Genomic DNA, 23,530 nt, shown 5'->3' on the forward strand with positions numbered 1-23,530 from the left:
CAGTTGCAAGTGACAATCTGGCGCAAACCCGCGCCACATAACGCATTGCGACTCATCACGAGTACCCGATCGGTGGTCAAGGCTACTTCCGTTATCGGGCGCATGCAAGCCTTAACCATCCACCGAATGCGCCAAATTTGCGGCGCATCAACATTTACGCGACAGAAACGCGTTCGAACCCCTGTGGATTGTCCTGCAATGCCAATTCCAGCACCTCGTCAATCCAGCGAACCGGATAAATTTCAAGGTCACGTTTGACGTTGTCCGGGATCTCTTCAAGGTCTCGCTCGTTCTCTTTCGGAATAAGCACTCGCTTGATGCCGCCACGATGGGCCGCCAGCAACTTCTCCTTGAGACCACCGATGGGCAGCACTTCGCCGCGCAGGGTGATTTCGCCAGTCATCGCCACATCCGCACGAACCGGATTACCGGTCAGGCTGGAGACCAGCGCAGTACACATGGCGATACCAGCACTCGGGCCATCTTTCGGGGTTGCCCCTTCCGGCACGTGCACGTGAATATCACGCTTCTCGTAGAAGTCGGCATTGATGCGCAGCTTCTCGGCACGGGCACGCACCACCGTCATTGCAGCCTGGATGGACTCCTGCATCACATCACCGAGCGAGCCGGTATACGTGAGCTTGCCCTTGCCCGGCATGCTGGTGGTCTCGATGGTGAGCAGCTCTCCCCCCACTTCGGTCCACGCCAGACCACAGACCTGACCGATCTGGTTCTGGTCAGCAGCCTTGCCGTAATCAAAACGCTGTACCCCGAGGAACTCCTTGAGGTTGGCCTGATTGACCTGAACATGCTTGATGCTCTTGTCCAGCAGGATGCGCTTGACCGCCTTGCGACAAATCTTGGAGATCTCCCGCTCCAGACTCCGCACCCCCGCCTCGCGGGTGTAGTAACGGATCACCCCGACCAGGGCTGAATCCTCGATGGTGATCTCGGACTCTTTCAGGCCGTTGCGCTGGATCTGCTTGGAGAGCAGATGCTGCTTGGCAATGTTGAGCTTTTCGTCTTCGGTATAACCGGAGAGACGGATCACTTCCATCCGGTCCAGCAGCGGACCCGGGATGTTCATGGAGTTGGAGGTGGCCACGAACATCACGTCCGACAGGTCATAATCCACTTCCAGATAGTGATCGTTAAAGCTGTTGTTCTGTTCCGGATCCAGCACTTCCAGCAGGGCAGATGCGGGATCACCACGCATGTCCGAGCTCATCTTGTCGATCTCGTCGAGCAGGAACAGCGGGTTCTTCACCCCGACTTTCGCCATCTTCTGGATAAGCTTGCCAGGCATGGAGCCAATATAGGTACGGCGGTGACCGCGGATCTCCGCTTCGTCACGCACCCCGCCCAGCGCCATCCGCACATATTTGCGACCAGTCGCCCTAGCGATGGACTGGCCCAGCGAGGTCTTGCCCACACCGGGAGGCCCAACCAGACAAAGGATCGGGCCCTTGAGCTTGTTCACCCGCGCCTGTACTGCCAGATACTCGAGGATGCGATCCTTGACCTTTTCAAGGCCATAGTGATCGGCATCCAGCACCTCTTGCGCCTTACCAAGGTCTTTCTTGACCTTGGAGCGCGCCTTCCACGGCACCTGTACCATCCAGTCCACATAGCTGCGAACCACGGTAGCTTCAGCCGACATGGGCGACATCATTTTCAGCTTGGCGAGCTCGGCCAGCGCCTTTTCACGGGCGTCAGCTGGCATCCCAGCCTCTTCAATCTTGCGATTGAGGGCTTCGAACTCATCCGGGCTATCTTCCAGCTCACCCAGCTCTTTCTGGATCGCCTTCATCTGCTCGTTGAGGTAATACTCGCGCTGGCTCTTCTCCATCTGCTTCTTGACGCGCGTGCGGATGCGTTTCTCGACCTGCAGCAGGTCAATCTCCGACTCCATCATCGCCATCAAGAACTCGATGCGCTCGGAGACAGAGACGATCTCCAGCACTTTCTGCTTGTCTTCCAGCTTGAGCGGCATGTGGGCAGCCATGGTATCGGCCAGCCGTGCAGCATCGTCGATCGCCGAAATCGAGGTGAGCACCTCGGGCGGGATCTTCTTGTTAAGCTTGATGTAACCTTCAAACTGACCGATAGCAGAGCGAACCAGTACATCCTGGTCCTTCTCCTCGATGGTGCTGGAGGCAATGTATTGCGCCTCGCCAACGAAGAAATCCTTATCGTCGATCATCCGCTCCAGGCGGGCACGCTGCCCCCCCTCTACCAGCACCTTGACGGTGCCATCCGGCAGCTTGAGCATCTGGAGAATATTGGCCACTGTTCCGACGTTGAAGATCTCCTCCACTGTCGGCTCATCGGTTGATGCGTCCTTCTGGGCCACCAGCAGAACTTTTTTGTCCTGCTCCATGGCCGCTTCAAGACAGCGAATAGATTTTTCCCGCCCCACAAAGAGTGGAATGACCATGTGGGGGTACACCACCACGTCACGAAGAGGCAGGACGGGAATCTCGATGCGTTCTGAACGCTCTAGGTTCATATATGTCCTCTCGGCTTGTTATACCGTTGGCAAAGCGCTTGGCTGAGTATATGGGGGCGTAGAGATGAGATTCAATCGCCGAAACCGTAAAAAGCATGAAAGGGGCAAAAAGCCCCTTTCATTTGATTAAAAATCAGACATTTACTCTGATACAGCAGCCTGGGTCTCAGGATTTTCGTAGATCATCAAGGGTGCAGAGTCCCCTTTGATCACGGTCTCGTCGACCACCACCTTGCTGACCCCTTCCAGAGAAGGCAGGTCATACATGGTATCAAGCAGCACAGCTTCCACGATGGAGCGCAGGCCCCGAGCACCGGTTTTACGCTCCATTGCCTTGCGGGCAATGGCATTCAGTGCGTCGTCACGGAACTCCAGCTCAACCCCTTCCAGATCGAACAACGCAGCATACTGTTTGGTCAGTGCGTTTTTCGGCTGTTTCAGGATCTGGATAAGTGCGGATTCATCCAGTTCAGTCAGGGTGGCGACCACCGGCAGACGGCCGATGAACTCGGGGATCAGACCGTATTTGATCAGATCTTCCGGCTCCACCTTGGCGAAGGTCTCGCTCAGGGTTGCCTTGGCATCCTTGGATTTCACCTCGGCACTAAAACCGATACCGGTTCCCTTGACGGAACGCTGCTCAATCACCTTGTCCAGACCGGCAAAGGCACCACCACAGATAAAGAGGATCTTGGAGGTATCAACCTGCAAAAACTCTTGCTGCGGATGCTTGCGACCACCTTGCGGCGGCACGGAAGCAATGGTCCCTTCAATCAGCTTGAGCAGTGCCTGCTGCACCCCTTCCCCGGACACATCGCGGGTAATGGAAGGGTTGTCCGACTTGCGGGAGATCTTGTCGATCTCGTCGATGTAGACAATGCCACGCTGGGCCTTCTCTACGTCGTAGTCGCACTTTTGCAGCAACTTCTGGATGATGTTCTCCACGTCCTCGCCCACATAACCGGCTTCGGTCAGGGTGGTCGCATCGGCCATGGTGAACGGCACATCCAGCAGACGAGCAAGCGTCTCCGCCAGCAGGGTCTTGCCGCTACCGGTTGGGCCGATCAGCAGGATGTTGGATTTACCGAGCTCCACGCCACTGTTTTCGCCGCTGTTACGCAAACGCTTGTAGTGGTTGTAGACGGCAACAGCCAGCACCTTCTTGGCATGGTCCTGCCCGATCACATAGTCATCAAGATGAGCACGGATCTGATGAGGGGTCGGCAGCTCGCTACCATCCCGCTTCGGCGAGATCTCGCGGATCTCTTCGCGGATGATGTCATTGCACAGCTCGACACACTCATCACACACGTAGACGGAAGGGCCAGCGATCAGCTTACGCACTTCATGCTGGCTTTTGCCGCAAAAAGAACAGTAGAGCAGCTTGTCACCCTCACCCTTGCGTTTATCTGTCATTCAGCAACCTCGTTTTATCAATAGAGGATGGATTAGCCTGTTGAGTTTACAACAGGCCGGAACACCCTGCTCAGCTACGCTGGCTCAGCACGCCATCAACCAGGCCATAGGCCACGGCCTGCTCGGCGGACATGAAGTTGTCACGATCGGTGTCACGCTCAATGTTAGCCATGTCCTGACCAGTATGGAAAGCCAGACGATCGTTCAAGGTATTCTTGATTTTCAGGATCTCCTGGGCATGGATCTGGATATCAGATGCCTGGCCCTGGAAACCGCCCAACGGCTGGTGGATCATCACGCGGGCACTCGGCAGGCAGAAACGCTTGCCCTTGGCACCGGCGGCCAGCAAGAAGGCCCCCATGGAGCAAGCCTGCCCCATACAGATAGTGCTGACATCCGGCTTGATGAACTGCATGGTGTCATAAATAGACATGCCCGCAGTCACCGACCCACCCGGAGAGTTGATATAGATGTAGATGTCCTTGTCCGGATTCTCGGACTCAAGAAACAGCAGCTGGGCAACCACCAGGTTGGCCATGTGATCTTCCACCTGACCAGTCAGGAAGATCACTCGCTCTTTCAGCAGACGGGAATAGATGTCGTAGGAACGCTCCCCTTTTGCAGTTTGCTCTACCACCATAGGGATGAGTGCATTGCGCGGGGATTCAGTTACATCGTTATAGTTTTTATACATAAGGCATTGTCCCTAAAATAAAATGGCCCGAGTGGAGATCACACGAGCCATTATACTTAACAGTCTTGACCTTAAGTCAAATGTTCTTAGGCAGCGACACCGGACTTGTTGATCACTTCGTCAAAGGCAAGTTCTTTTTCAGTTACTTGCGCTTTGGACAGGATCAGGTCGATGGCTTGATCTTCTACTGCCAGGTTACGGACGCCGTTCAGCATCTGTTCGTTCTTCTGGTAGTGCTCGATCACTTCCTGCGGATCTTCGTAGGCAGTGGCCATGGACTCGATGATGCTGGTTACGCGGGCATCGTCAGCCTTGATCTCGTTGGTGCGGATCACGTCACCCAGCAGCAGGCCTACGCGTACACGACGCTCGGCTTGAGCCTGGAACAGTTCAGCTGGCAGCTCCGGTGCGTTACCGCCCTGGAAACCACCGAAGCGCTGCAGCGCTTGCTGACGCAGGGTGTCGATCTCTTGAGCCACAGCGGCTTTCGGCAGATCGATCTGGTTGGCTTCAACCAGACCGTTCAGAACCTGCTCTTTCACGCTGTTTTTCAGGGCTTGAGCCAGTTCGCGTTCCATGTTCTTGCGCACTTCGGCTTTCAGCTCTTCAACAGAACCGTTCTCGATACCAAAACGCTTGACGAACTCTTCGGTCAGCTCAGGCAGGATCTGCTCTTCAACCTTGTTCAGCTTGGAAGCAAACTTGGCTGCTTTGCCTTTCAGGTTTTCAGCGTGGTAGTCAGCCGGGAAGGTCACTTCGATGGTGAATTCTTCGCCTGCTTTCTTGCCCATGATGGCGTCTTCGAAGCCAGGGATCATGCGGCCAGCGCCCAGCACCAGGTTGAAGCCTTCAGCTTTGCCGCCGTCGAACTCTTCACCGTCGATGGAACCGACGAAGTCCAGGGTCACGCGCATGTCGTTGGCTGCTGCGGCATCAACGTCAGCCCAAGTAGCGTGCTGCTTGCGCAGGGTGTCGATCATGTTGGCCAGATCTTCATCCTTCACGGTCGCAACCGGCTTCTCGACCTTGATGGTCTCGAGACCTGCCACTTCAAACTCCGGGTATACTTCGAAGGTTGCAGTGAATTCGAAATCCTGACCTTCCTGGATCTCTTTCGGATCCATGGTCGGGGCACCAGCCGGGCTCAGCTTGTTTTCGATGATGGCTTTGATGAAGTTGTTCTGCATCATTTCATCAGCAACACGGGCATGAGCCATGGCACCAAACATCTTCTTGATGATGGCTACCGGCGCCTTGCCTGGACGAAAACCGTCGATGCGACGAGTTTTGGCCAGGCCATTCAATTCTTTACGCACAGCGGCGTCAACGGTAGCGGCCGGTACGGTAATGGTAAGGCGGCGTTCCAGACCCTGGGTTGTCTCTACAGAAACTTGCATTCTTCTACCTCGTTCAACTCAGCACTGAGTGCTGACCCTTTATTGCCCCTGGGCAAAGCCCGGAGTCTTCCTGTTTATAAAGACAACGATATGTCTTTGTGATGAGAAAATATGACGCGGCATTATAGCGGCGCACTTTGGTCGAGTCGAGCCACACATCCCCCACATTGAGTGGCGTGCCAGCACAATTCTTGCAAAACTTTCCTTTATATGGGGAGAGAGATGCACGACTTCAACCATTGGTTGGCGATAATTTTGCGTTTACGCCGTTCTTTTTATCCGGATGGCGGTTTATTGCCCGTTTTTCGGGTCAAAACCGGTCATAAACAACAGGCCAGCCGTGGCAACGACTCAATTTGTCCCGCCAAACGAAGATTGACCTAATCAGACATTGCGTCCCCTGCCCTCCCTCGTTATGGTGACAGCCAAATTGATGAATCTGGAGTCACTCACATGGGCTTTTTCCGCTTTTTGTTCAATCTGCTCTGGTTTGTCCTGGGAGGCATCGTTATGGGCCTGGCCTGGTGGCTAGCCGGTCTGCTCTGTTTTATCTCGCTGATCGGCATCCCCTGGGGCCGCGCCTGCTTTGTGATCGGTACCTTTACCTTCTTCCCGTTCGGCAAGCAGGCGGTCAATCGCAAGAGCATGACCGGCTTCAGCGATATCGGCACCGGCACCCTGGGGCTGATAGGCAACATTATCTGGTTTGTGCTGATCGGTGTCTGGCTGGCAATCGGCCACATCGCTTCGGCGCTGGCCTGCTTCGTGACCATCATCGGCATTCCGTTTGGTATCCAGCACCTCAAGTTGGCACTCATCAGCCTGGCCCCCATTGGCCAGATGATCGTGACCAACCACGAGGCTGAATCAGGCCGCTATATCCGCTAAACGCGGGAAAATGCGCGGGCGGGCACTGCCCTGCAACGAAAAAAAGGGCAGACTAGGGTCTGCCCTTTTCTTTTGTCTTTTGTTGAGGCCGTCATGTTACCCAGCCACTTTTTCGCCAACCTCGCCCGCATGAAGCTGATCTACCGCTGGCCGCTGATGCGCAACATCCAGCCCGAGAACATCGCCGAGCACAGCCTGCAGGTCGCCATGGTGGCCCATGCCCTCGGCATCATCAAAAACCGGCTGTTTGGCGGCAGCGTGAATGCCGACCGCGCCGCCGTGATGGCGCTCTACCACGACAGCAGCGAAGTGCTGACCGGCGATCTGCCCACTCCGGTCAAATACTTCAATCCCGAAATTGCCCGCGAGTACAAGAAGATCGAACTCGCCGCCGAGCAGCGGCTGCTCGCCATGCTACCACCGGAACTGATCGAGGATTTTCGCCCGCTGCTCGACTCTCGCGTACAATCGGGCACCCAGTATGAGGAGCTGGCCAGACTGGTGAAAGATGCCGACACCCTCTGTGCCTATACCAAGTGTCTGGAGGAGATCAACGCCGGCAATCGGGAATTCGAACCGGCTCGCAAGCGCCTCGAAGCCATGCTGGAAGCACGGATGAGTGAGGAGATGCGCTACTTTATCGACACCTTTGTGGCCAGCTTCTCGCTGCCGCTCGATGAGCTGAACGCTCACTAAGCCACGCCACACCATCTTAAAACAGAAGGGCCCGCCGGTTTGCACCGGCGGGCCCTTCGTTATTTATTACGGATTAGATGTCAGCATCAATGACCCAGCTCGCGGGACGGCACCAGACCACTCGCCCGCCAGGCGGGATAGAGGGTCGCCACCAGACTCATAAGGATGGCGGCGCCAGTCACGATGAGCAGATCCTGCATATGCAACTCGGTCGGCAGAAAGTCGATGAAGTAGATATCCGGATTGAGGAAACGGTGGCCGATTAACCCCTCGATAAAACTTAAGATCTGGGTCAACTTGCTGGAGAGCAGCCCACCCAGCATGGCACCGAGCAGCGCCCCCGCTACCCCGTTGACCATCCCCTGAATCACGAAGGTGAGCCGGATCTGGCCGGGGCTCGCGCCCATGGTCTTGAGGATGGCAATCTCGCTGCGTTTCTCGTTCACCGCCATCACCAGAGTGGAGACAATGTTGAAACAGGCCACCGCCACCACCATCAGCATCACCACATACATCACGGTACGCACCATCTGGATGTCCTGATAGAGGTAGCCCTGGCTGTTCATCCAGCTGCGGATATAGACGTGATGGGGGAACTGCTGCGCGGCGGCAACCGTGATCGACTGCGCCTTGAGCACGTCGCTCACCCGCAGGCTAAAGCCCTCCACGCCGCTGCCCATGCCAGTGATGGTCTGGGCATCCGCCAGATGCATAAAGCCGAGCAGCCCGTCGAGTTGACCGCCGATCTCCAGCAGCCCCACTACGGTCAGCGCTTCCCGTTTGGGATTTTTGATCCCCGCCTGATCACCCCCTTGCGGCAGCAGCAGGGCGACAGCGTCCCCCAGCTTGACCCCCAGCTTGTCGGCGATGGTCTTGCCGAGGATCACCCCATGCTCGCCCGGTTGCAGCTCACGCAGGCCGCGACCCGTCATGTATTTGCCCGCATCCGACAGATTGGCTTCCAGCTCCGGCAGCACGGCGCGCAGTTGCACCCCCTTGAGGGCGGAGCCGTGCTCCAGCAGGCCGTTTAAACGGATCACCGGTGCGGCAGCCTCGACACCTGGCTGCGCCAGCAGATAGTCCCGCAGCCGGGGCCAGTCGGGCAACGGCTGCTCGACCGCATCCAGCTCGCCCTGCGGCACCACAGATAACACCCGATCTTTGAGCTCGCGCTCGAAACCGTTCATGGCGGAGAGGCCCAAAATCAGCGCCATCACCCCAAGGGCAATACCGATCAGGGAAGAGGCGGAGATAAAGGCGATAAACCCGTTGCGACGGCGGGAGCGGCTGTAACGCAGGCCCAGAAACAGGGGCAGCGGTTTGAACATCAGGCAACCTCCGCCATCACGCCGCTCACCAGGGTTACCCGGCGATGGAGCTTGGCCGCCAGGCTCAAGTCGTGCGTCACCACCACAAACGCAGTGCCCAGTTCACGATTCAATTCGCACAGCAGTTCATAGACGGCAGTAGCACTGGCGTGATCCAGATTACCGGTCGGTTCATCCGCCAGCACCAGACTCGGCTCATTGACCAATGCACGGGCAATCGCTACCCGTTGACGTTCGCCACCGGAGAGCTCGGAGGGACGGTGATCCAAACGATGGGATAGCCCCACTCGCCCCAGCATTTTGGTCGCCTTTTCGGTGGCAACCGCCACCGACTCACCGGCGATCAGCAGCGGCATGGCGGTATTTTCGAGCGCACTGAACTCGGAGAGCAGGTGGTGGAACTGGTAGACAAACCCCAGCTCGCGGTTGCGAAAGCGCGCCTGAGTACGGCTATCCCAGTGGTGGATATCCTCCCCCTTGAACAGCACAGCGCCGCTGGAAGGGTTATCTAACGCCCCCATCAAGTGCAGCAAGGTGGTCTTGCCGGAGCCCGAGCTGCCCACTACCGCCAACATTTCGCCCGGTGCGACGCAAAGATCGATCCCCTTGAGCACCTGGGTCTCCAGCTCACCCTCTTGATAGACATGATTGAGCGCCTGACAGCGCAGCAGAGGTTCACGGGATACGGCTTCATTCATACAAGGGGCTCCACTTGCCTCAGTAACTACACTGGCACCAGTCACGGCACCATTAACAACACCGGCATTCACACCGGCGGTAACAACAGAAGATGCATTATTCACGGCATTACTCATAACGCAGTGCCTCGGCCGGTTTGACCCGCGCCGCACGAACAGCCGGATAGAGCGTGGCGCTGAAGCTCAACAGTACGGCGCCCAGCAAAATGGTTATGACCTGACTGGGCTCGACGATGACCGGCAAGCCACTGCCGCCCGCCGCCATGTAGAGGTTGAGCCCCACCCCGTTGAGCAGGGGGTTGAGACCCAGGGAGAGCGCAAGACCCGCCAATCCGCCAAACAGAGCACCAATCACCCCGCTGGATGCACCGAGTACCATGAAGATCTTGACGATACCGGATTCGCTCATGCCCATGGTGCGCAAAATAGCCACTTCCCCCTCCTTGTCACTGACCACCATCACCAGTGCCGAGAGGATATTGAAGGTGGCCACGGCGATGATCAGCACCAGCATCAGCCCCATCATCCGTTTTTCCATGGCCACCGCCTGGAACAGCTCGCCCCGCTCGCGGCGCCAATCCTGCCACTGCAGCCCGTCGGGCAGCGCAGTTTTGATCACCTCGTCGACCGCAAAGGGATCATCAAGCCAGAGGCGAATGCCCCCGACGGTGTCGGTCGGCAAGCGCAACAACCGCTGGGCATCCCCCAACGCAATGAGTGCAATCTGGTTATCCACGTCGGCGCCGACTCCGAAGATGCCGGAGACGGTAAAGAGACGCTGGGCTGGCACCCGGCCAAACGGCGTAAAACGGGTTCCTTCAGTGAGGAGCAGCCGCACCTGATCCCCGATGGAGACATTGAGACGGCGCGCTACCCCCTGCCCCAGCACGATCTGGTAGTGACCGGCTTGCAAGGTATCAAGACGGCCTCCCAGCATCTGGCTGTGAAGAATGTCATCCTTGGGCCAGTGGGCGGGGTCAATCCCCTGCACGCTCACCCCGGTCAGCTGGCCGGGGCTTTGCAGCATCCCTTCGCTGTCGAGCATGGGGGCCGTCGCCACCACATGGGGCAAGGTGGCCAGATCCGGCAAACCTTGCGGATCTGCATCAATGCGGCCGGCCTGATTGGTCACCACCACATGGGGGATCACCCCGAGGATGCGCCCCTTGAGCTGCCCTTCGAAACCGTTCATCACCGAAATGACCACCATCAGGGCGGCGACCCCGATGGCAATGCCAAAAGTAGAGAACAGGGAGATAAATGAGACGAAGCGATTGCTGCGCTTCGAGCCGGCATAACGCAGGCCGATGGCCAGCGAAAGGGGCTGAAAAAGTCCGGTCTTCAAGGATATGTACGTTGCCAACAAAATAAGATACCGGATAATAAAGGGAAACCGTCCATGACAACAAGGGATAGCCTCCATGCAGGAACAGTTCTTCAGCGTCACTCATGCCACGCCGGTCAATGTGATCCCCATGCCGGCCGACTTCCATCTCCCCTCGCTGGCGGAGCTGGATGCTGAGTTACCGGAGCCCTTTCGGATTTCGTCATCCATTACATCCATCGATCTGGTAACCACTCGCCTGTTGCGCAATCAAAACGAGTCGATGCACGATCTGATCGAAATCGTCAACCAGCAGTCCCGCAAGATCGACCTGATCATGGGATATGTGTTGTCAGTACAGGACCACCCGGAACAACGTTTCTACACCCTGCGCTTTAGCGCGGGCCAGCTCACTTACCTGCATCCCGCTCATGGCCATGGCGATGTTCCCCGGTTGCAGCAGATCGTGCGGCTCAAAATTTTCTTGCACGATGAAGCGGCCGCCATCTACTGCTATGGCCAGGTAAAACAGCTCGACCGCAGCGAGAATGGCACCCATGTGCTGCTCGATTATGTGCGGATCCGCGAAGATGACCGTGAACTGCTGGTGCGTGCCAGCCTGCATGTGCAGTCCAAGCAACTCAAGCTGCGCGCCCAAGAGCGTCAGCGCTGACCACAGCGAATGCCAACGATAGATCACGTCAACGTTAAAAGAATCGAACAATGCCCATAACGCTCCCCGCCTTACCCGCCAAAGCGGGCCAGAAGTTAACCCTCGGCCAGCTGGTCGGCAGCAGCCTCTCGCTGATTGCAGCCCGTCTCACCAGTGAAGCCAAGGGCCCGGTACTGCTTATCACCGCAGATACCCCGAGCGCCCTGCGCCTTGAGCAGGAGCTGCAGTATCTGCTGGCTGAGCAGGACTGTCCGGTGCTGCTGTTTCCCGACTGGGAAACCCTGCCCTACGACACCTTCTCCCCCCATCAGGACATCATCTCCCAGCGGCTCGAGACCCTCTACAAGCTGCCACAGATGAGCAAGGGGGTACTGATCGTCCCCATCTCTACCCTGATGTTGCGCTGCGCGCCCCGGGTCTATCTCGACAAATACAGCCTGGTGGTCAAGGCCGGGCAGCGCCTCAACCTGCAACAACTGCGGGGGCGTCTGGCCGAAGCGGGCTATGTGGCGGTGGATCAGGTGCTGGAACACGGCGAATTTGCCGCCCGTGGCTCCCTGCTCGATCTCTTCCCCATGGGCAGCAACAGCCCCTATCGCATCGACTTCTTTGATGACGAAGTGGACTCCATTCGCCCGTTCGATCCCGAGACCCAGCGCTCCAGTGAGCCGGTCAAGACCGTCAGCCTGCTGCCTGCCCGGGAGTTCCCCACCGACGAGGCGGCCATCGAGCTGTTTCGCGGACAGTTTCGCGAGCAGTTCGAGCTGTCGCGGGCCGAGGGTTCCGTCTATCAGGAGGTGAGCAAAGGGCGCTGGCCCGCTGGCATCGAGTATTATCTGCCGCTCTTCTTCAACCAGACCGCCAACCTGTTTGACTATCTGCCACAAAACACCCTGCTGCTCACCGTGGGGGATATCTACCCCGCCGCCCAGCGCTTCTGGAATGACATCGATCAGCGCTATGAAGACAGGCGCTGGGACAACACCCGACCGCTGCTGCCACCGACACAGCTCTATCTGCCGGTAGAGCAGCTGTTTGCCGCCCTCGGCCAATATGGCGCCGTACGGTTGCAAGAGGCCCCTACCGCTGGCGATGCAGGCCAGCACGATCTGCCCATCTCGGCGCTACCCGAGCTGCAACTCGATCACAGCAAGGAGCAACCGCTGCTGGCGCTGAATCAGTTCCTGCAAGGCTTTGCCGGGCGCACCCTGTTTGCGGTGGAGTCGGAAGGGCGGCGGGAGGTGCTCGGCGATCTGCTGGCGCGTATCTCGCTGCAACCCAAAGAGTTCGCCTCGTTAAGGGATTTCATGGCGAGCAAGGCCCGCCACGGTCTGCTGGTAGCGCCGCTGGAGCGCGGCTTCCTGTGGCAGGAGGCCGGTCAGGATCCATTGGCGCTGATCACCGAGACCGAACTGCTGGGCGGTAAGGTACGCAGCAAACGCGCACGGGAGAAGAGCAAGAACTTAAGCTCCGATGCGGTGATCCGCAACCTCGGCGAGCTGACTCAAGGCCAGCCGGTGGTGCATCTGGATCACGGGGTCGGCCGCTATCTGGGGCTGGAGACCATCGATGCCGGTGGCCTGCCCACCGAGTTCCTCACCCTCGAATATGCCAGTGGTGACAAGCTGTTCGTGCCGGTCACCAGTTTGCACCTCATCAGCCGCTATACCGGCTCTGATAACCCGCCCAGCCACAAACTTGGTGGCGAAGCCTGGGTCAAGGCGCGGCGCAAGGCGGCCGAGAAGGTGCGCGACGTGGCAGCCGAGCTGCTGGATGTCTATGCCATACGCGCCGCTCGCGCCGGTTTTGCCTTCAAACACGACAAAGAGGCCTATCGCCAGTTTGCCGCCAGCTTCCCGTTCGAGGAGACCGACGATCAGCTCAACGCCATCAATTCGGTGCTGGGGGACATGTGTCAGGCCAAGAGCATGGACAGACTGGTGTGCGGCGATGTGGGCTTTGGCAAGACCGAAGTGGCGATGCGTGCCGCCTTCGTGGCCGTCCATGGCGGCAAGCAGGTGGCCGTGCTGGTGCCCACCACCCTGCTGGCGCAACAGCACTACGACAACTTCCGCGATCGCTTCGCCAACTGGCCGGTGCGGGTCGAGGTATTGAGTCGCTTCCGCTCTGCCAAGGAGCAGACCGCAGTGATGAAAGAGCTGGCGGAGGGCAAGGTGGATATCATCATCGGCACCCACAAGCTGCTCGGCGCCGAGCTCACCTTCAAGGATCTGGGCTTGCTGGTGGTCGATGAGGAGCACAGATTCGGGGTGCGCCAAAAAGAGAAGATCAAGGCGCTGCGGGCCGATGTGGATATCCTCACCCTCACCGCCACCCCGATCCCGCGCACCCTCAATATGGCGATGGCGGGGATGCGGGATCTCTCCATCATCGCCACCCCGCCCGCCAAGCGACTCGCCATCAAGACCTTCGTGCGCCAGCACGAACCGGCGGTGGTGCGCGAGGCGGTGCTGCGGGAACTCAAGCGCGGCGGTCAGGTTTACTACCTGCACAACGATGTGGAGAGCATCGAAAAATGCGCCGCCGATCTGGCGGAGCTAGTACCCGAGGCCCGCATCGGTATCGCCCACGGTCAGATGCGCGAGCGCGACCTTGAGCGGATCATGTCCGACTTCTACCACCAGCGCTTCAACCTGCTGGTCTGCACCACCATCATCGAGACCGGTATCGATGTGCCGAGCGCCAACACCATCATCATGGATCGGGCGGATCACCTGGGATTGGCCCAGTTGCACCAGTTGCGGGGCCGGGTTGGCCGTTCTCACCATCAGGCCTATGCCTATCTGCTCACGCCACATCCCAAGCTGATGAGCAAGGATGCGGTCAAGCGGCTGGAGGCGATCGCCGCCCTTGAGGATCTCGGGGCCGGTTTTGCGCTGGCGACCCACGATCTGGAGATCCGTGGCGCGGGCGAGCTGCTCGGTGACGATCAGAGCGGCCAGATCGAATCGGTCGGCTTCACCCTCTATATGGAGATGCTGGAGCAGGCGGTCGAGGCGCTGAAAAATGGCAAGGAGCCGTCACTGGAACAGCTGATGAGCCAGCACACCGAGGTGGAGCTGCGCCTGCCTGCACTGTTGCCGGATGACTATATTCCGGACGTCAACATGCGCCTCTCCATGTACAAGCGCATCGCCAGTGCGGCGGACGAACAGGAGCTGCGCGAGCTGAAAGTGGAGCTGATCGACCGTTTTGGCCTGCTGCCGGAGGCGACCAAAACCCTGCTGGAGCTGGCGGCCTTCCGCCAGCGTGCCACCGCCCTTGGCATTCGCCGGGTGGAGATGAGCGAGCGCGGCGGCTATCTCGACTTCACACAAGAAACCAAGGTCAATCCGGCCTATCTGGTCAAGTTGCTCTCCAGCCAGCCACGGGTCTACAAGATGGACGGGCCGACCCGGCTGCGTTTTCAAATGCCTACCCAGGAGCGCGCCATGCGTCTCAAGCTGGTGGATGGCTTGCTGGCAGATCTGGCCAACAACAGCCTGTGAGGGTGAGCCTTGCTGGCAGATAGCCCAGCGAATGAAGCCAACGAAAACGGGAGCTAAATCGGCTCCCGTTTTATTGATGCTGGAATGTGCTGAGTATGTTGAGTCCGACAACGAGTGTCGTTGTTGGGCCTATCTTCCCTCAGCCCAACCTGCCCGGCTGATCAGATGGGGACGCTCAACCTTGGTTGGCCGGATCCTCGTGAGCAGAGAACTCCCGCATAAAGGCCTCGGCCCGCTCCACCATCTTGGTGGAACCGACGAAGTAAGGGGTGCGCTGGTGCAGCGCGGTGGGCTGGATATCCATGATCCGGCCAAAGCCATCTGAGGCTTTTCCGCCCGCCTGCTCCACCAGAAACGCCATCGGGTTGCACTCATAAAGCAGGCGCAGCTTGCCGTTCGGCGAGTTGGTGCCGGACGGATAGATGTAGATACCGCCCTTGAGCAGGTTGCGATGGAAATCAGAGACCAGGGACCCGATATAGCGGGAGGTGTAAGGGCGATTGGTCGCCTCGTCGCGCTCCTGACAATATTTCAGATACTTCTTCACCCCGTCCGGGAACTTGATGTAGTTGCCCTCGTTGAGCGAGTAGATCTTGCCCTCTTCCGGAATGCGGATGTTCTCGTGAGAGAGGCAGAAGCAGCCGATGGAAGGATCATAAGTAAAGCCGTTGACACCAAAGCCGGTGGTGTAGACCAGCATGGTGGAGGAGCCATAGACCACATAGCCAGCAGCGACCTGACGGTTACCCGGTTGCAGGAAGTCTTCCAGGGTCACTGCGCCACCTTGCGGGCTCAAACGGCGGTAGATGGAGAAGATGGTACCGACCGAGACGTTGACATCGATGTTGGATGAGCCGTCGAGGGGGTCGATCAGCACCACGTATTTGGAATTTTTGGAAAGTGGCGAGTCAAAGGCCACGAAGTCCTCTTCCTCCTCCGAGGCCATGCCACACACCTCACCACGGGCCTCAAGTGCTGCCTTGAAGCGCTCGTTGGCATAGACATCCAGCTTCTGCTGCACCTCCCCCTGCACGTTTTCAGCGCCCATTGAGCCAATAATATCCGCCAGTCCCGCCTTGTTGATCTCCCGGTTCACCACCTTGGCGGCGAGGCGGATCGAACTCAGCAGCGAGGTCAGCTCGCCAGTTGCGGTAGGGTAGTCCGCCTGCTTTTTGACGATGAACTCACCCATGGTGATCATGTTTCGCATTGTTATTCCTTTAGGTCGCATCAGTTGGCTTTGAAAACGTTTGCAGGGGTCGGTAAAAAAAACACCGATCACCGACGGCCTTGATTTGTAACCTAATGTAACGTCTGCCTTTGCTTTTTGCAGCGAATTAAGCGGTCTAATAAATCGACGATTTCGTCCCTTTTTCGCTCAATCATCCCCTTTAAAAGGTTTCATACGATAACTTTAGGCCGCTTAATTCGTGCAAATAAGCGGCTGTATCCCGCGTGATGACTGGCATTCTGCCGCTGGGTAATGCCCCTGCTGACACTTGTTTCCCACTCCTCCCCCCCTTGAGATCCGATTGCCAATACAGCACACTGATTTCGCTTTGGAAGCAAATAAAACTCAAGGATTATCAATGAACAAGACTCTCATTGCCGGCATGGTAGCCGGACTTTTCGCCCTTCCCGCCGGGGCAGCAGAAGTGCCAGCCGGCACCAAGCTGTTACCCGATGCCCAGCAAACCTATGTCACCAATATCGGCAGCGAGCCGACCACCATCGACCCCCAACTGGTGGAAGAGAGTGCCGGCAGCGCCATCGTCAACGATCTGTTTGAAGGGCTCTATACCCTCGACGCCAACGGCAAGACCCTGCCCGCCGGCGCACTCAGTTACGAGCTGGATAGCACAGGCACCGTCTATACCTTCAAACTGAGGCCGGAAGCCAAGTGGTCTAACGGTGAACCGGTCACCGCCGCCGATTACGTCTACGGCTGGCAACGAGCCGCCGCCCCCAAAACCGCTTCCAACTATGCCTGGTTTATCGAATTGATGGGTATCACCAATGCCAGCGAGGTGATCCAGGGCAAGAAGAGCCCGGATACGCTGGGCGTCAAGGCACTGGATGATCACACCTTGCAGGTGACCCTGAAAAATCCGGTCCCCTTCTTCCTGAAGACGCTGGCCCACTACACCACGTTCCCGGCGCCCAAGGCCACCATTGAAAAATTCGGCAAGGATTGGGTCAAACCGGGCAATATCGTCTCCAACGGCGCCTTTGTGCTCAAGGAGTGGACCCCCAACGAGCGACTGAGTGCCGAGCGCAATACCCACTACTGGGACAACCAGCACACCGTCCTGAACAAGGTGGTCTATCTGGAGATCGTCTCCGAAACCGCCGCCTACAACCGCTATCGCACCGGTGAGCTGCACTACACCACCTATCCGCTGGAGCAGTACAAACACATCAAGAGCCAGAGCCCGCAAGATCTGGTCAGCGCCCCCATGCTCGCCACCTATTACTACGTGTTCAATGTGAACCGCAAACCGTTCGATGATCCGAAAGTACGCAAGGCACTCTCGCTGGCCCTTGATAGAGAGACCATCACCGACAAGATCCTGGGGCAAGGGCAGCTGCCCGCCTTCAGCCTGACCCCACCGAGCGTCGATGGCTTTGATCTGAAAAAACCGGCCAGCCAGCAGCAGAGTAAAGAGGCGCGGATCTCGCAGGCCAAAGCATTGCTGGCCGAAGCGGGTTATGGCCCGGACAAACCGCTCACCGTGGATATCCTCTATAACACCAACGAAAGCCACAAGAAGATCGCGCTGGCCGTCTCCTCCATGTGGAAACACAACCTGGGGGTCACCGCTACCCTCAACAACATGGAGTGGAAGACCATGGTCTCCACCCTCAACGAGGGGGACTTCGGTGTCAGCCGCTACTCCTGGAACGGGGATTACAACGATGCCTCCACCTTCCTCGATATCCTGACCTCCAGCAGCAGTGCCAATAGCGGCAAGTGGTTCAACAAGGAGTACGACGCCCTGCTGGCCAAGGCCCATGACGCGCAGGATGCTGCCGAACGCAATCAGCTCTACCAGCAGACGGAAGCATTGATCGAGGCCGAAGCCCCTATCGCGCCGCTCTACTTCTACGTCAAATCGCGACTGCTCAAGCCGTTCGTCAAGGGTTACCCCTATCAGAACCCGCAAGATATCGTCTATAGCCGGGACCTCTATCTGGTCGCCCAGTAACCTGTCGCGCACAGCCTGACCATAAAAAAGCGCCTGCATTGCTGCAGGCGCTTTTTCGTTCTTGGCCAGCACATCACGCTGCCAAATTACCCGTCCGGGCACGATTACTCCTCAGGACAGGGCGCCATGGCCAGTCGGCGGCGCCTCAGTACCACAGGTCGCACCAGCAGCTGCGCCAGCAAGACACCAAGCAGGGTCAGACCGCCCCCGATCAGGTGATAGCTGGTCAGCCGCTCCCCCAGCAGGGTGATGGCAAGGCCAGCCGTAAGTACCGGCAACAGGTTCATAAAAATGGCGGTGCGGTTGGCACCGAGCAGGGTGATCCCCTGCATCCAGAGCCAGGGGCAGAGCGCCGACGCGGGGATCCCCGCATAGAAGATCAGCCAAAGCGCCCGCCCCTCGGGCAACTGACCATCCACCAGCAGAAAGAAGGGGGTGAGGATCACCACGCTGCAGAGCACCTGACCGTAGAGCAGTGACCAGTTGTCGAGCCCCAGATCCCACTTCTTGAGCAGCACGCTATAGAGGGCATAAGTGCCCGCCGAGAGCAGCATGTAGACCGAGCCAATATGAATGCCCTGAGTAAACAGCCGGGTCGGATCCCCCTGCCCCAGCAAGATAGACAAGCCAAGGATGGAGAGTAGCGCCCCCAGCACGGCGCCCCAGGTGGGCCGCTCGCGCAGTAGCCAGATGCTCAGCAACACGGTCAATAGTGGTGTCAGCCCCATCATCAGCCCCATCTCGGTGGCCCCCAGGGTTTGCGCCGCGTAGTAACCAAAGGTCTGGTTGAGCACCATACCCAGCAGCGCCAGCATGGCGATCTGCCAAAGACCTGCCCGCAAGCGAGCACGGGCACGCCATACCCGACGGGCCAGAAACGGGCTCAACACCAAGGCAGCCACCACCCAGCGGGACCAGGCCATCGCGGCAGGCGACAAGACACCAACCGCCAGTTTGCTGACGATGCCATTGCCCGCCCAGATGGCAATGCAGGAGAAGGGAAACAAGAAGGCAAGGGGCATGCACACATCCAGGGTCACGGAGCAGACAACAGCGAGCGAGTATAAGGGGCGAGAAGCCAGAAACAAATATGCCCGCACAATCGCGGGCATATATTAACGGTCATCAACAGGCTGGTATATCCGTGCAGAAACGCGTTCAGAAGAACGTCACGCCGCATCCATATGAAGTCTGGAGATCATCTGGTTGACCTCCGTAACCGTTTGGCGGTGAGGGATGTCGGCAGCGCTCGGCATCAACAACAAACCAAATTGAAAATCAAACCGACCTCGACCATGGATGTAAATCCGACCTTTGAAGAAGGTTTTGACGTGCTTTGCCACCATCAGTGGCAGGTACTTCTTGAACACTCTCATCGTTTGCAACCTCTTGCAGTTGTATCCGTATGACAGCAGCTTCTGCGAAATAATTCCGTTAACTAACTATAAAAATCCGGAAAAATCGCCCATCTCTTCCCAAAAAATTCAATTTATAACTTTTTATTAACTTTTAGCCTATTGTATGCGGCCCTTCCAGCCAGAGCAAGGCACCTTTGCCATTGTGCCACTCGATACAGGCGATCCCTGAGGTGGCAAACATCGGTGCGCCTGCTGCCGGACAGAGGCTTTGCACCAGATAACCCACCAGCGGCAGATGGCTGACCATCAGGATCTGATCGTGTTGTTCAGCCAGGGCGGTGAGGTAGCTGGCCACGAAAGCGGTATCTCCATAAGGGGTAATGTCACCACTCTCTTCAACGGCTGCTGCGTCAGGTAATTCACTGCATATGGCTTGCCAGGTTTGGCGGGCCCGCAGATAGTTGCTGTGGATCACCCGATCCAGCGGGCCGCTCAGCTGAGGCGCCAACCAGCGGGCCATGTCGATAGACTCTTCAATACCCTGCTCGGTCAAAGGACGCTGTTCATCTGTTTTCGCATTCATGCCAGCCTGGCCATGACGCATGATATAGATCTTCATTACAACCTCGCCCAACGGGCCTGTTTTGATAGCTGGCGGATCTTACCCCGCCACGGGTATGTAAACAATTGCGCTACCTCTCAGAAAAGGGTTTGCCTGACGGGATCGCGCGGTCGATAATCATGTTTAAATTCAAATAAATCCAACGTGAGTCACACGCCAATGAGCCCATATGCCAGTCCTAACGACCATCGGCAATACCATTTTCTGGCGCTGGCCAACCAGCTCAGGGTCTTGTTGATTTGTGATCCCGATACCGACAAATCCGCCGCCTCGCTGGCGGTCAATACCGGCCATTTTGACGATCCTGCCGACCGCCAGGGCATGGCCCATTTTCTGGAGCACATGCTGTTTCTCGGCACCGGCACTTACCCCAAGCCCGGTGAATACCAGCAATTTATGAGCCGCCATGGCGGCAGCAACAACGCCTGGACCGGCACCGAGTTCACCAACTTCTTCTTCGAGATCGACAACGGCTTCTTCGAAGCGGGGCTGGATCGCTTCTCCCAGTTCTTTATCTGCCCCACCTTCACAGCAGAATGGGTGGATAAAGAGCGCAACGCAGTCGACTCCGAGTACCGCCTCAAGCTGCAGGACGACGTCCGCCGCAGCTATCAGGTGCATAAAGAGACGGTCAATCCGGCGCACCCCTTTGCCAAATTCTCGGTGGGCAACCTCGATACCCTGGCCGATCTGCCGGGCCGGGATCTGCGCTCCGACCTTATCCGTTTTTACGAAAGCCACTACAGCGCGGATCGCATGGCGCTGGTAATGATTTCGCCAGCATCGATCGATACCCAGTTGCAGTGGTGCTGTCGCTATTTTGCTCCCATTTTGAATCGCAATTTGGGAACGCCGACCCTCACTATGCCGCTCTACCGGCTCGATGATCTCGGCGTGCGCATCCACATCAATCCGGTCAAGGAGACCCGCAAGCTGTCGCTGAGCTTCCCCCTGCCCAATGTGGATGAGTTTTACGACAAAAAGCCCCTCACCTTCCTGAGCCATCTGATTGGCTACGAGGGGGATGGCAGCCTGCTCTCCCTGCTCAAAGCGAAAGGCTGGGTCAACCAGCTCTCGGCGGGTGGTGGCATCAGCGGCGCCAACTTCAAGGATTTTGGCGTCAACTTTGGCCTCACTCCCTTAGGCCTTGAGCATGTGGACGACATCCTCGCCGCCCTGTTTGGCTATCTGAAACTGATTGGCCGTGAAGGGTTGCAGAGCTGGCGCTACGACGAAAAACGCACCGTGCTCGAATCGGCGTTCCGCTTTCAGGAGCGCGGCCGCCCCCTCGATACCGTGTCGGGGCTGGTGCTCAACCTCTTTAGCTACCAGGCCGAGGATCTGCTCTACGGCGACTACATGATGCGGGAGTATGACGAGGGGCTGATCCGCCGCTTCCTCGCCAAGCTCACCCCGCACAACCTGCGCATCACCATTACTGCGCCGGAAGTGGCCACCGATCGGCTGGCCCGCTGGTATCAGACCCCCTACAGCGTGGCGACTATCACCGAGGCCGAGAAGATCCGCTGGCAGCAGAGCGAGCCGGATCCGGCGCTGGCCCTGCCGCTGCCCAACCCCTTTATCAGCAACCGGCTCGATCCGCGCACGCCACAGCTTGCCGCCGACATGCCCGCCTGTCTTATCGATCGCCCCGGTTTTCGCCTCTGGCACCTCCATGAGCACCTGTTCAGCGTGCCCAAGGGCAATCTCTACATCTCCATCGACAGCGAACATGCGGTAAAAAATCCGCGCAATATCGCCATGGCACGCCTCGCCGTGGAGCTGCTGGCCGATCACCTCAACGCCCTCACCTATCCGGCAGAGCTGGCGGGGCTGGGCTACCAGATCTATGCCCATCAGGGGGGCTTTACCATCAACCTGAGCGGTTTTGCCGACAAGCAGCCGCTGTTGCTCGACATGATCCTCGGCAACCGCACGTTGGGTTATCCGGATCCGGGCCGCTTCGCCGAGATCAAAGAGCAGCTCATTCGCAACTGGGAAAACCAGTCCAAGGCGCGCCCCATCTCCCAGCTGTTCAACCAGCTCACCAGCCTGTTGCAGCCGAACAACCCGCCGTTCGAGCAGTTGCTGCGCCACTTGCGCACCGTCGAGCTGGAAGAGATGCCCGCCTTCGTGGCCCAGCTGTTTGGCGAGGTGCATGTGGAGGCGCTGGTGCACGGCGACTGGACTGCCGCGGAGGCGCTGGAGCTGGCAGCCCTGATGGAGCGCCACCTGAGCGATATCAATGGCACCAGCAGCAAACCGAGTGGCGAGACCCGCCGCCCGCTCATCTCCATTCAGGACAGGGGCACCCTTATTCGCGAGCAGGGTTGCGATCACGAAGATTCGGCGCTGCTGGTCTACTACCAGTCCCGCACCACCCGACCGCGGGATCTCGCCTGCTTTACCCTGGCGAACCACATCATGTCCTCCACCTTCTTCCACGAGCTGCGCACCCGCCAGCAACTGGGTTATGTGGTGGGCGCTGGCAACCTGCCCCTCAATCGCCACCCGGGCCTGATCTTCTATATCCAGTCGCCGGTGGCGGGGCCGCAGATCCTGCTGGATGCGGTGGAGGAGTTTATCGACCTCTTCCCGCTGGCCATGCTCGAATTCACCGAGCAGCAGTGGCAGGAGAGCAAGGCGGGGCTGCAAGCCCAGCTGAGCGAGCGGGATGCCAACCTGCGCAGTCGCGGCCAGCGGCTGTGGGTCAGCATCGGCAACAAGGATCTGGGATTCGATCAACGGGAACGGGTCTGCGAAGAGGTGGGTAACTTAAGCCGCGCCGATCTGGTGCGCTTTATCACCCAGCTGCGCTCGCGCACCTCCGATCGGCTGATCCTCTGCAGCTATGGTCAGGGGCACGAACATGACGAGCGGATCACCGGTCAGTTTATCGATGATCCCAAGGCATTTCGGCTCAATGCCGCCACCTTCGAGGCCTGATCGGGCCTCGATATCCCCCGTTTTTCCCTTCCTACGGTAAATCGCAGGCAATAAAAAGCCGACCCATCAGGGTCGGCTGGAAAAACCATAACAATTGCGACCAAAGCCGCCAAAAGTGAACATGAGCGTGAAAATCAGACACTGAGTTGCTGATCAGCAAGCGGGCTAAACCCTGAACTTGCGTTGCAATGCCAACAGTGATTGAGAAACAGCCTCATAGTAGGCACTCCCACCACCAATCACGTTGATCTATGTCAAAGGAGGTA

The 23,530-nt window shown here is 58.1% G+C and carries 17 protein-coding genes; 6 read left to right on the forward strand and 11 right to left on the reverse strand.

All coding sequences use genetic code 11. The annotated features are described in order from the left end of the window. Positions 1-154: 154 nt before the first annotated feature. The 4 genes from lon to tig form a co-directional block, all read right to left on the reverse strand. Positions 155-2,509: an endopeptidase La gene (gene lon / locus CK911_RS08110; RefSeq protein ID WP_042020879.1), complete on the reverse strand. Its 2,355-nt coding sequence runs from the start codon at positions 2,507-2,509 to the stop codon at positions 155-157. A gap of 141 nt (positions 2,510-2,650) precedes the next feature. Next, positions 2,651-3,925 carry an ATP-dependent protease ATP-binding subunit ClpX gene (gene clpX, locus CK911_RS08115; RefSeq protein WP_042020881.1) on the reverse strand — a complete coding sequence of 425 codons (1,275 nt, stop codon included), beginning with the start codon at positions 3,923-3,925 and terminating at the stop codon, positions 2,651-2,653. Between the two features lie 70 nt (positions 3,926-3,995). Then, positions 3,996-4,619: an ATP-dependent Clp endopeptidase proteolytic subunit ClpP gene (gene clpP, locus CK911_RS08120; RefSeq protein ID WP_042020882.1), complete on the reverse strand. Its 624-nt coding sequence runs from the start codon at positions 4,617-4,619 to the stop codon at positions 3,996-3,998. A gap of 86 nt (positions 4,620-4,705) precedes the next feature. Next, positions 4,706-6,016: a trigger factor gene (tig, locus tag CK911_RS08125; RefSeq protein WP_042020883.1), complete on the reverse strand. Its 1,311-nt coding sequence runs from the start codon at positions 6,014-6,016 to the stop codon at positions 4,706-4,708. Between the two features lie 453 nt (positions 6,017-6,469). Between tig and CK911_RS08135 the strand changes: the two genes are divergently transcribed. After that, the gene (locus CK911_RS08135) at positions 6,470-6,904 is read left to right on the forward strand and encodes a YccF domain-containing protein (RefSeq protein ID WP_068977869.1); all 435 of its coding nucleotides are present in this window, start codon (positions 6,470-6,472) and stop codon (positions 6,902-6,904) included. Positions 6,905-6,997: 93 nt separating this feature from the next. Beyond that, on the forward strand, positions 6,998-7,600 hold the full coding sequence (gene yfbR, locus CK911_RS08140; RefSeq protein WP_042020886.1) for a 5'-deoxynucleotidase: 603 nt from the start codon (positions 6,998-7,000) through the stop codon (positions 7,598-7,600). An 86-nt stretch (positions 7,601-7,686) separates the two neighbouring features. On the opposite strand, the gene lolE is transcribed toward yfbR, so the two are convergent. The 3 genes from lolE to CK911_RS08155 form a co-directional block, all read right to left on the reverse strand. After that, on the reverse strand, positions 7,687-8,928 hold the full coding sequence (gene lolE, locus CK911_RS08145) for a lipoprotein-releasing ABC transporter permease subunit LolE (protein WP_098969589.1): 1,242 nt from the start codon (positions 8,926-8,928) through the stop codon (positions 7,687-7,689). Beyond that, positions 8,928-9,626, reverse strand: a complete 699-nt coding sequence (gene lolD / locus CK911_RS08150) for a lipoprotein-releasing ABC transporter ATP-binding protein LolD (protein WP_042020888.1) — start codon at positions 9,624-9,626, stop codon at positions 8,928-8,930. Before lolD ends, lolE begins: the two co-directional genes overlap by 1 nt. A 109-nt stretch (positions 9,627-9,735) precedes the next feature. After that, on the reverse strand, positions 9,736-10,971 hold the full coding sequence (locus CK911_RS08155) for a lipoprotein-releasing ABC transporter permease subunit (RefSeq protein ID WP_098969590.1): 1,236 nt from the start codon (positions 10,969-10,971) through the stop codon (positions 9,736-9,738). A 76-nt stretch (positions 10,972-11,047) separates the two neighbouring features. Between CK911_RS08155 and CK911_RS08160 the strand changes: the two genes are divergently transcribed. Together CK911_RS08160 and mfd are read left to right on the forward strand one after the other, a co-directional pair. Next, positions 11,048-11,623: a hypothetical protein gene (locus CK911_RS08160; protein WP_042020891.1), complete on the forward strand. Its 576-nt coding sequence runs from the start codon at positions 11,048-11,050 to the stop codon at positions 11,621-11,623. A 50-nt stretch (positions 11,624-11,673) separates the two neighbouring features. Further along, positions 11,674-15,132 (forward strand): transcription-repair coupling factor, encoded by a 3,459-nt coding sequence (gene mfd / locus CK911_RS08165; RefSeq protein ID WP_098969591.1) that lies wholly within the window; start codon positions 11,674-11,676, stop codon positions 15,130-15,132. A 175-nt stretch (positions 15,133-15,307) separates the two neighbouring features. Here the strand turns inward: mfd and fbp are convergent, their stop codons facing one another. Next, the gene (fbp, locus tag CK911_RS08170; protein ID WP_042020895.1) at positions 15,308-16,342 is read right to left on the reverse strand and encodes a class 1 fructose-bisphosphatase; all 1,035 of its coding nucleotides are present in this window, start codon (positions 16,340-16,342) and stop codon (positions 15,308-15,310) included. 379 nt (positions 16,343-16,721) lie between these two features. Here fbp and CK911_RS08175 point away from each other — a divergent pair, with 379 nt between their 5' ends. Further along, positions 16,722-18,338: a peptide ABC transporter substrate-binding protein gene (locus tag CK911_RS08175; RefSeq protein ID WP_098969592.1), complete on the forward strand. Its 1,617-nt coding sequence runs from the start codon at positions 16,722-16,724 to the stop codon at positions 18,336-18,338. 104 nt (positions 18,339-18,442) lie between these two features. Here CK911_RS08175 and CK911_RS08180 read toward each other — a convergent pair whose 3' ends face one another. The 3 genes from CK911_RS08180 to sixA all read right to left on the reverse strand — a co-directional run bounded on the left by CK911_RS08180 (position 18,443) and on the right by sixA (position 20,315). Next, positions 18,443-19,360, reverse strand: a complete 918-nt coding sequence (locus tag CK911_RS08180; RefSeq protein ID WP_098969593.1) for a DMT family transporter — start codon at positions 19,358-19,360, stop codon at positions 18,443-18,445. 147 nt (positions 19,361-19,507) lie between these two features. Then, positions 19,508-19,714 (reverse strand): DUF1107 domain-containing protein, encoded by a 207-nt coding sequence (locus CK911_RS08185; protein WP_042019251.1) that lies wholly within the window; start codon positions 19,712-19,714, stop codon positions 19,508-19,510. Between the two features lie 133 nt (positions 19,715-19,847). Then, complete coding sequence (sixA, locus tag CK911_RS08190) at positions 19,848-20,315, reverse strand: phosphohistidine phosphatase SixA (protein ID WP_098969595.1); 468 nt, start codon at positions 20,313-20,315, stop codon at positions 19,848-19,850. A 162-nt stretch (positions 20,316-20,477) separates the two neighbouring features. Here sixA and CK911_RS08195 point away from each other — a divergent pair, with 162 nt between their 5' ends. After that, entirely contained in the window at positions 20,478-23,264 is a 2,787-nt protein-coding gene (locus CK911_RS08195) for an insulinase family protein (RefSeq protein ID WP_098969596.1), read from the forward strand. Positions 23,265-23,530: the final 266 nt, after the last annotated feature.

Source organism: Aeromonas sp. CU5 (assembly GCF_002586745.1).
GTDB classification, from domain to species: Bacteria; Pseudomonadota; Gammaproteobacteria; order Enterobacterales; family Aeromonadaceae; genus Aeromonas; species Aeromonas sobria.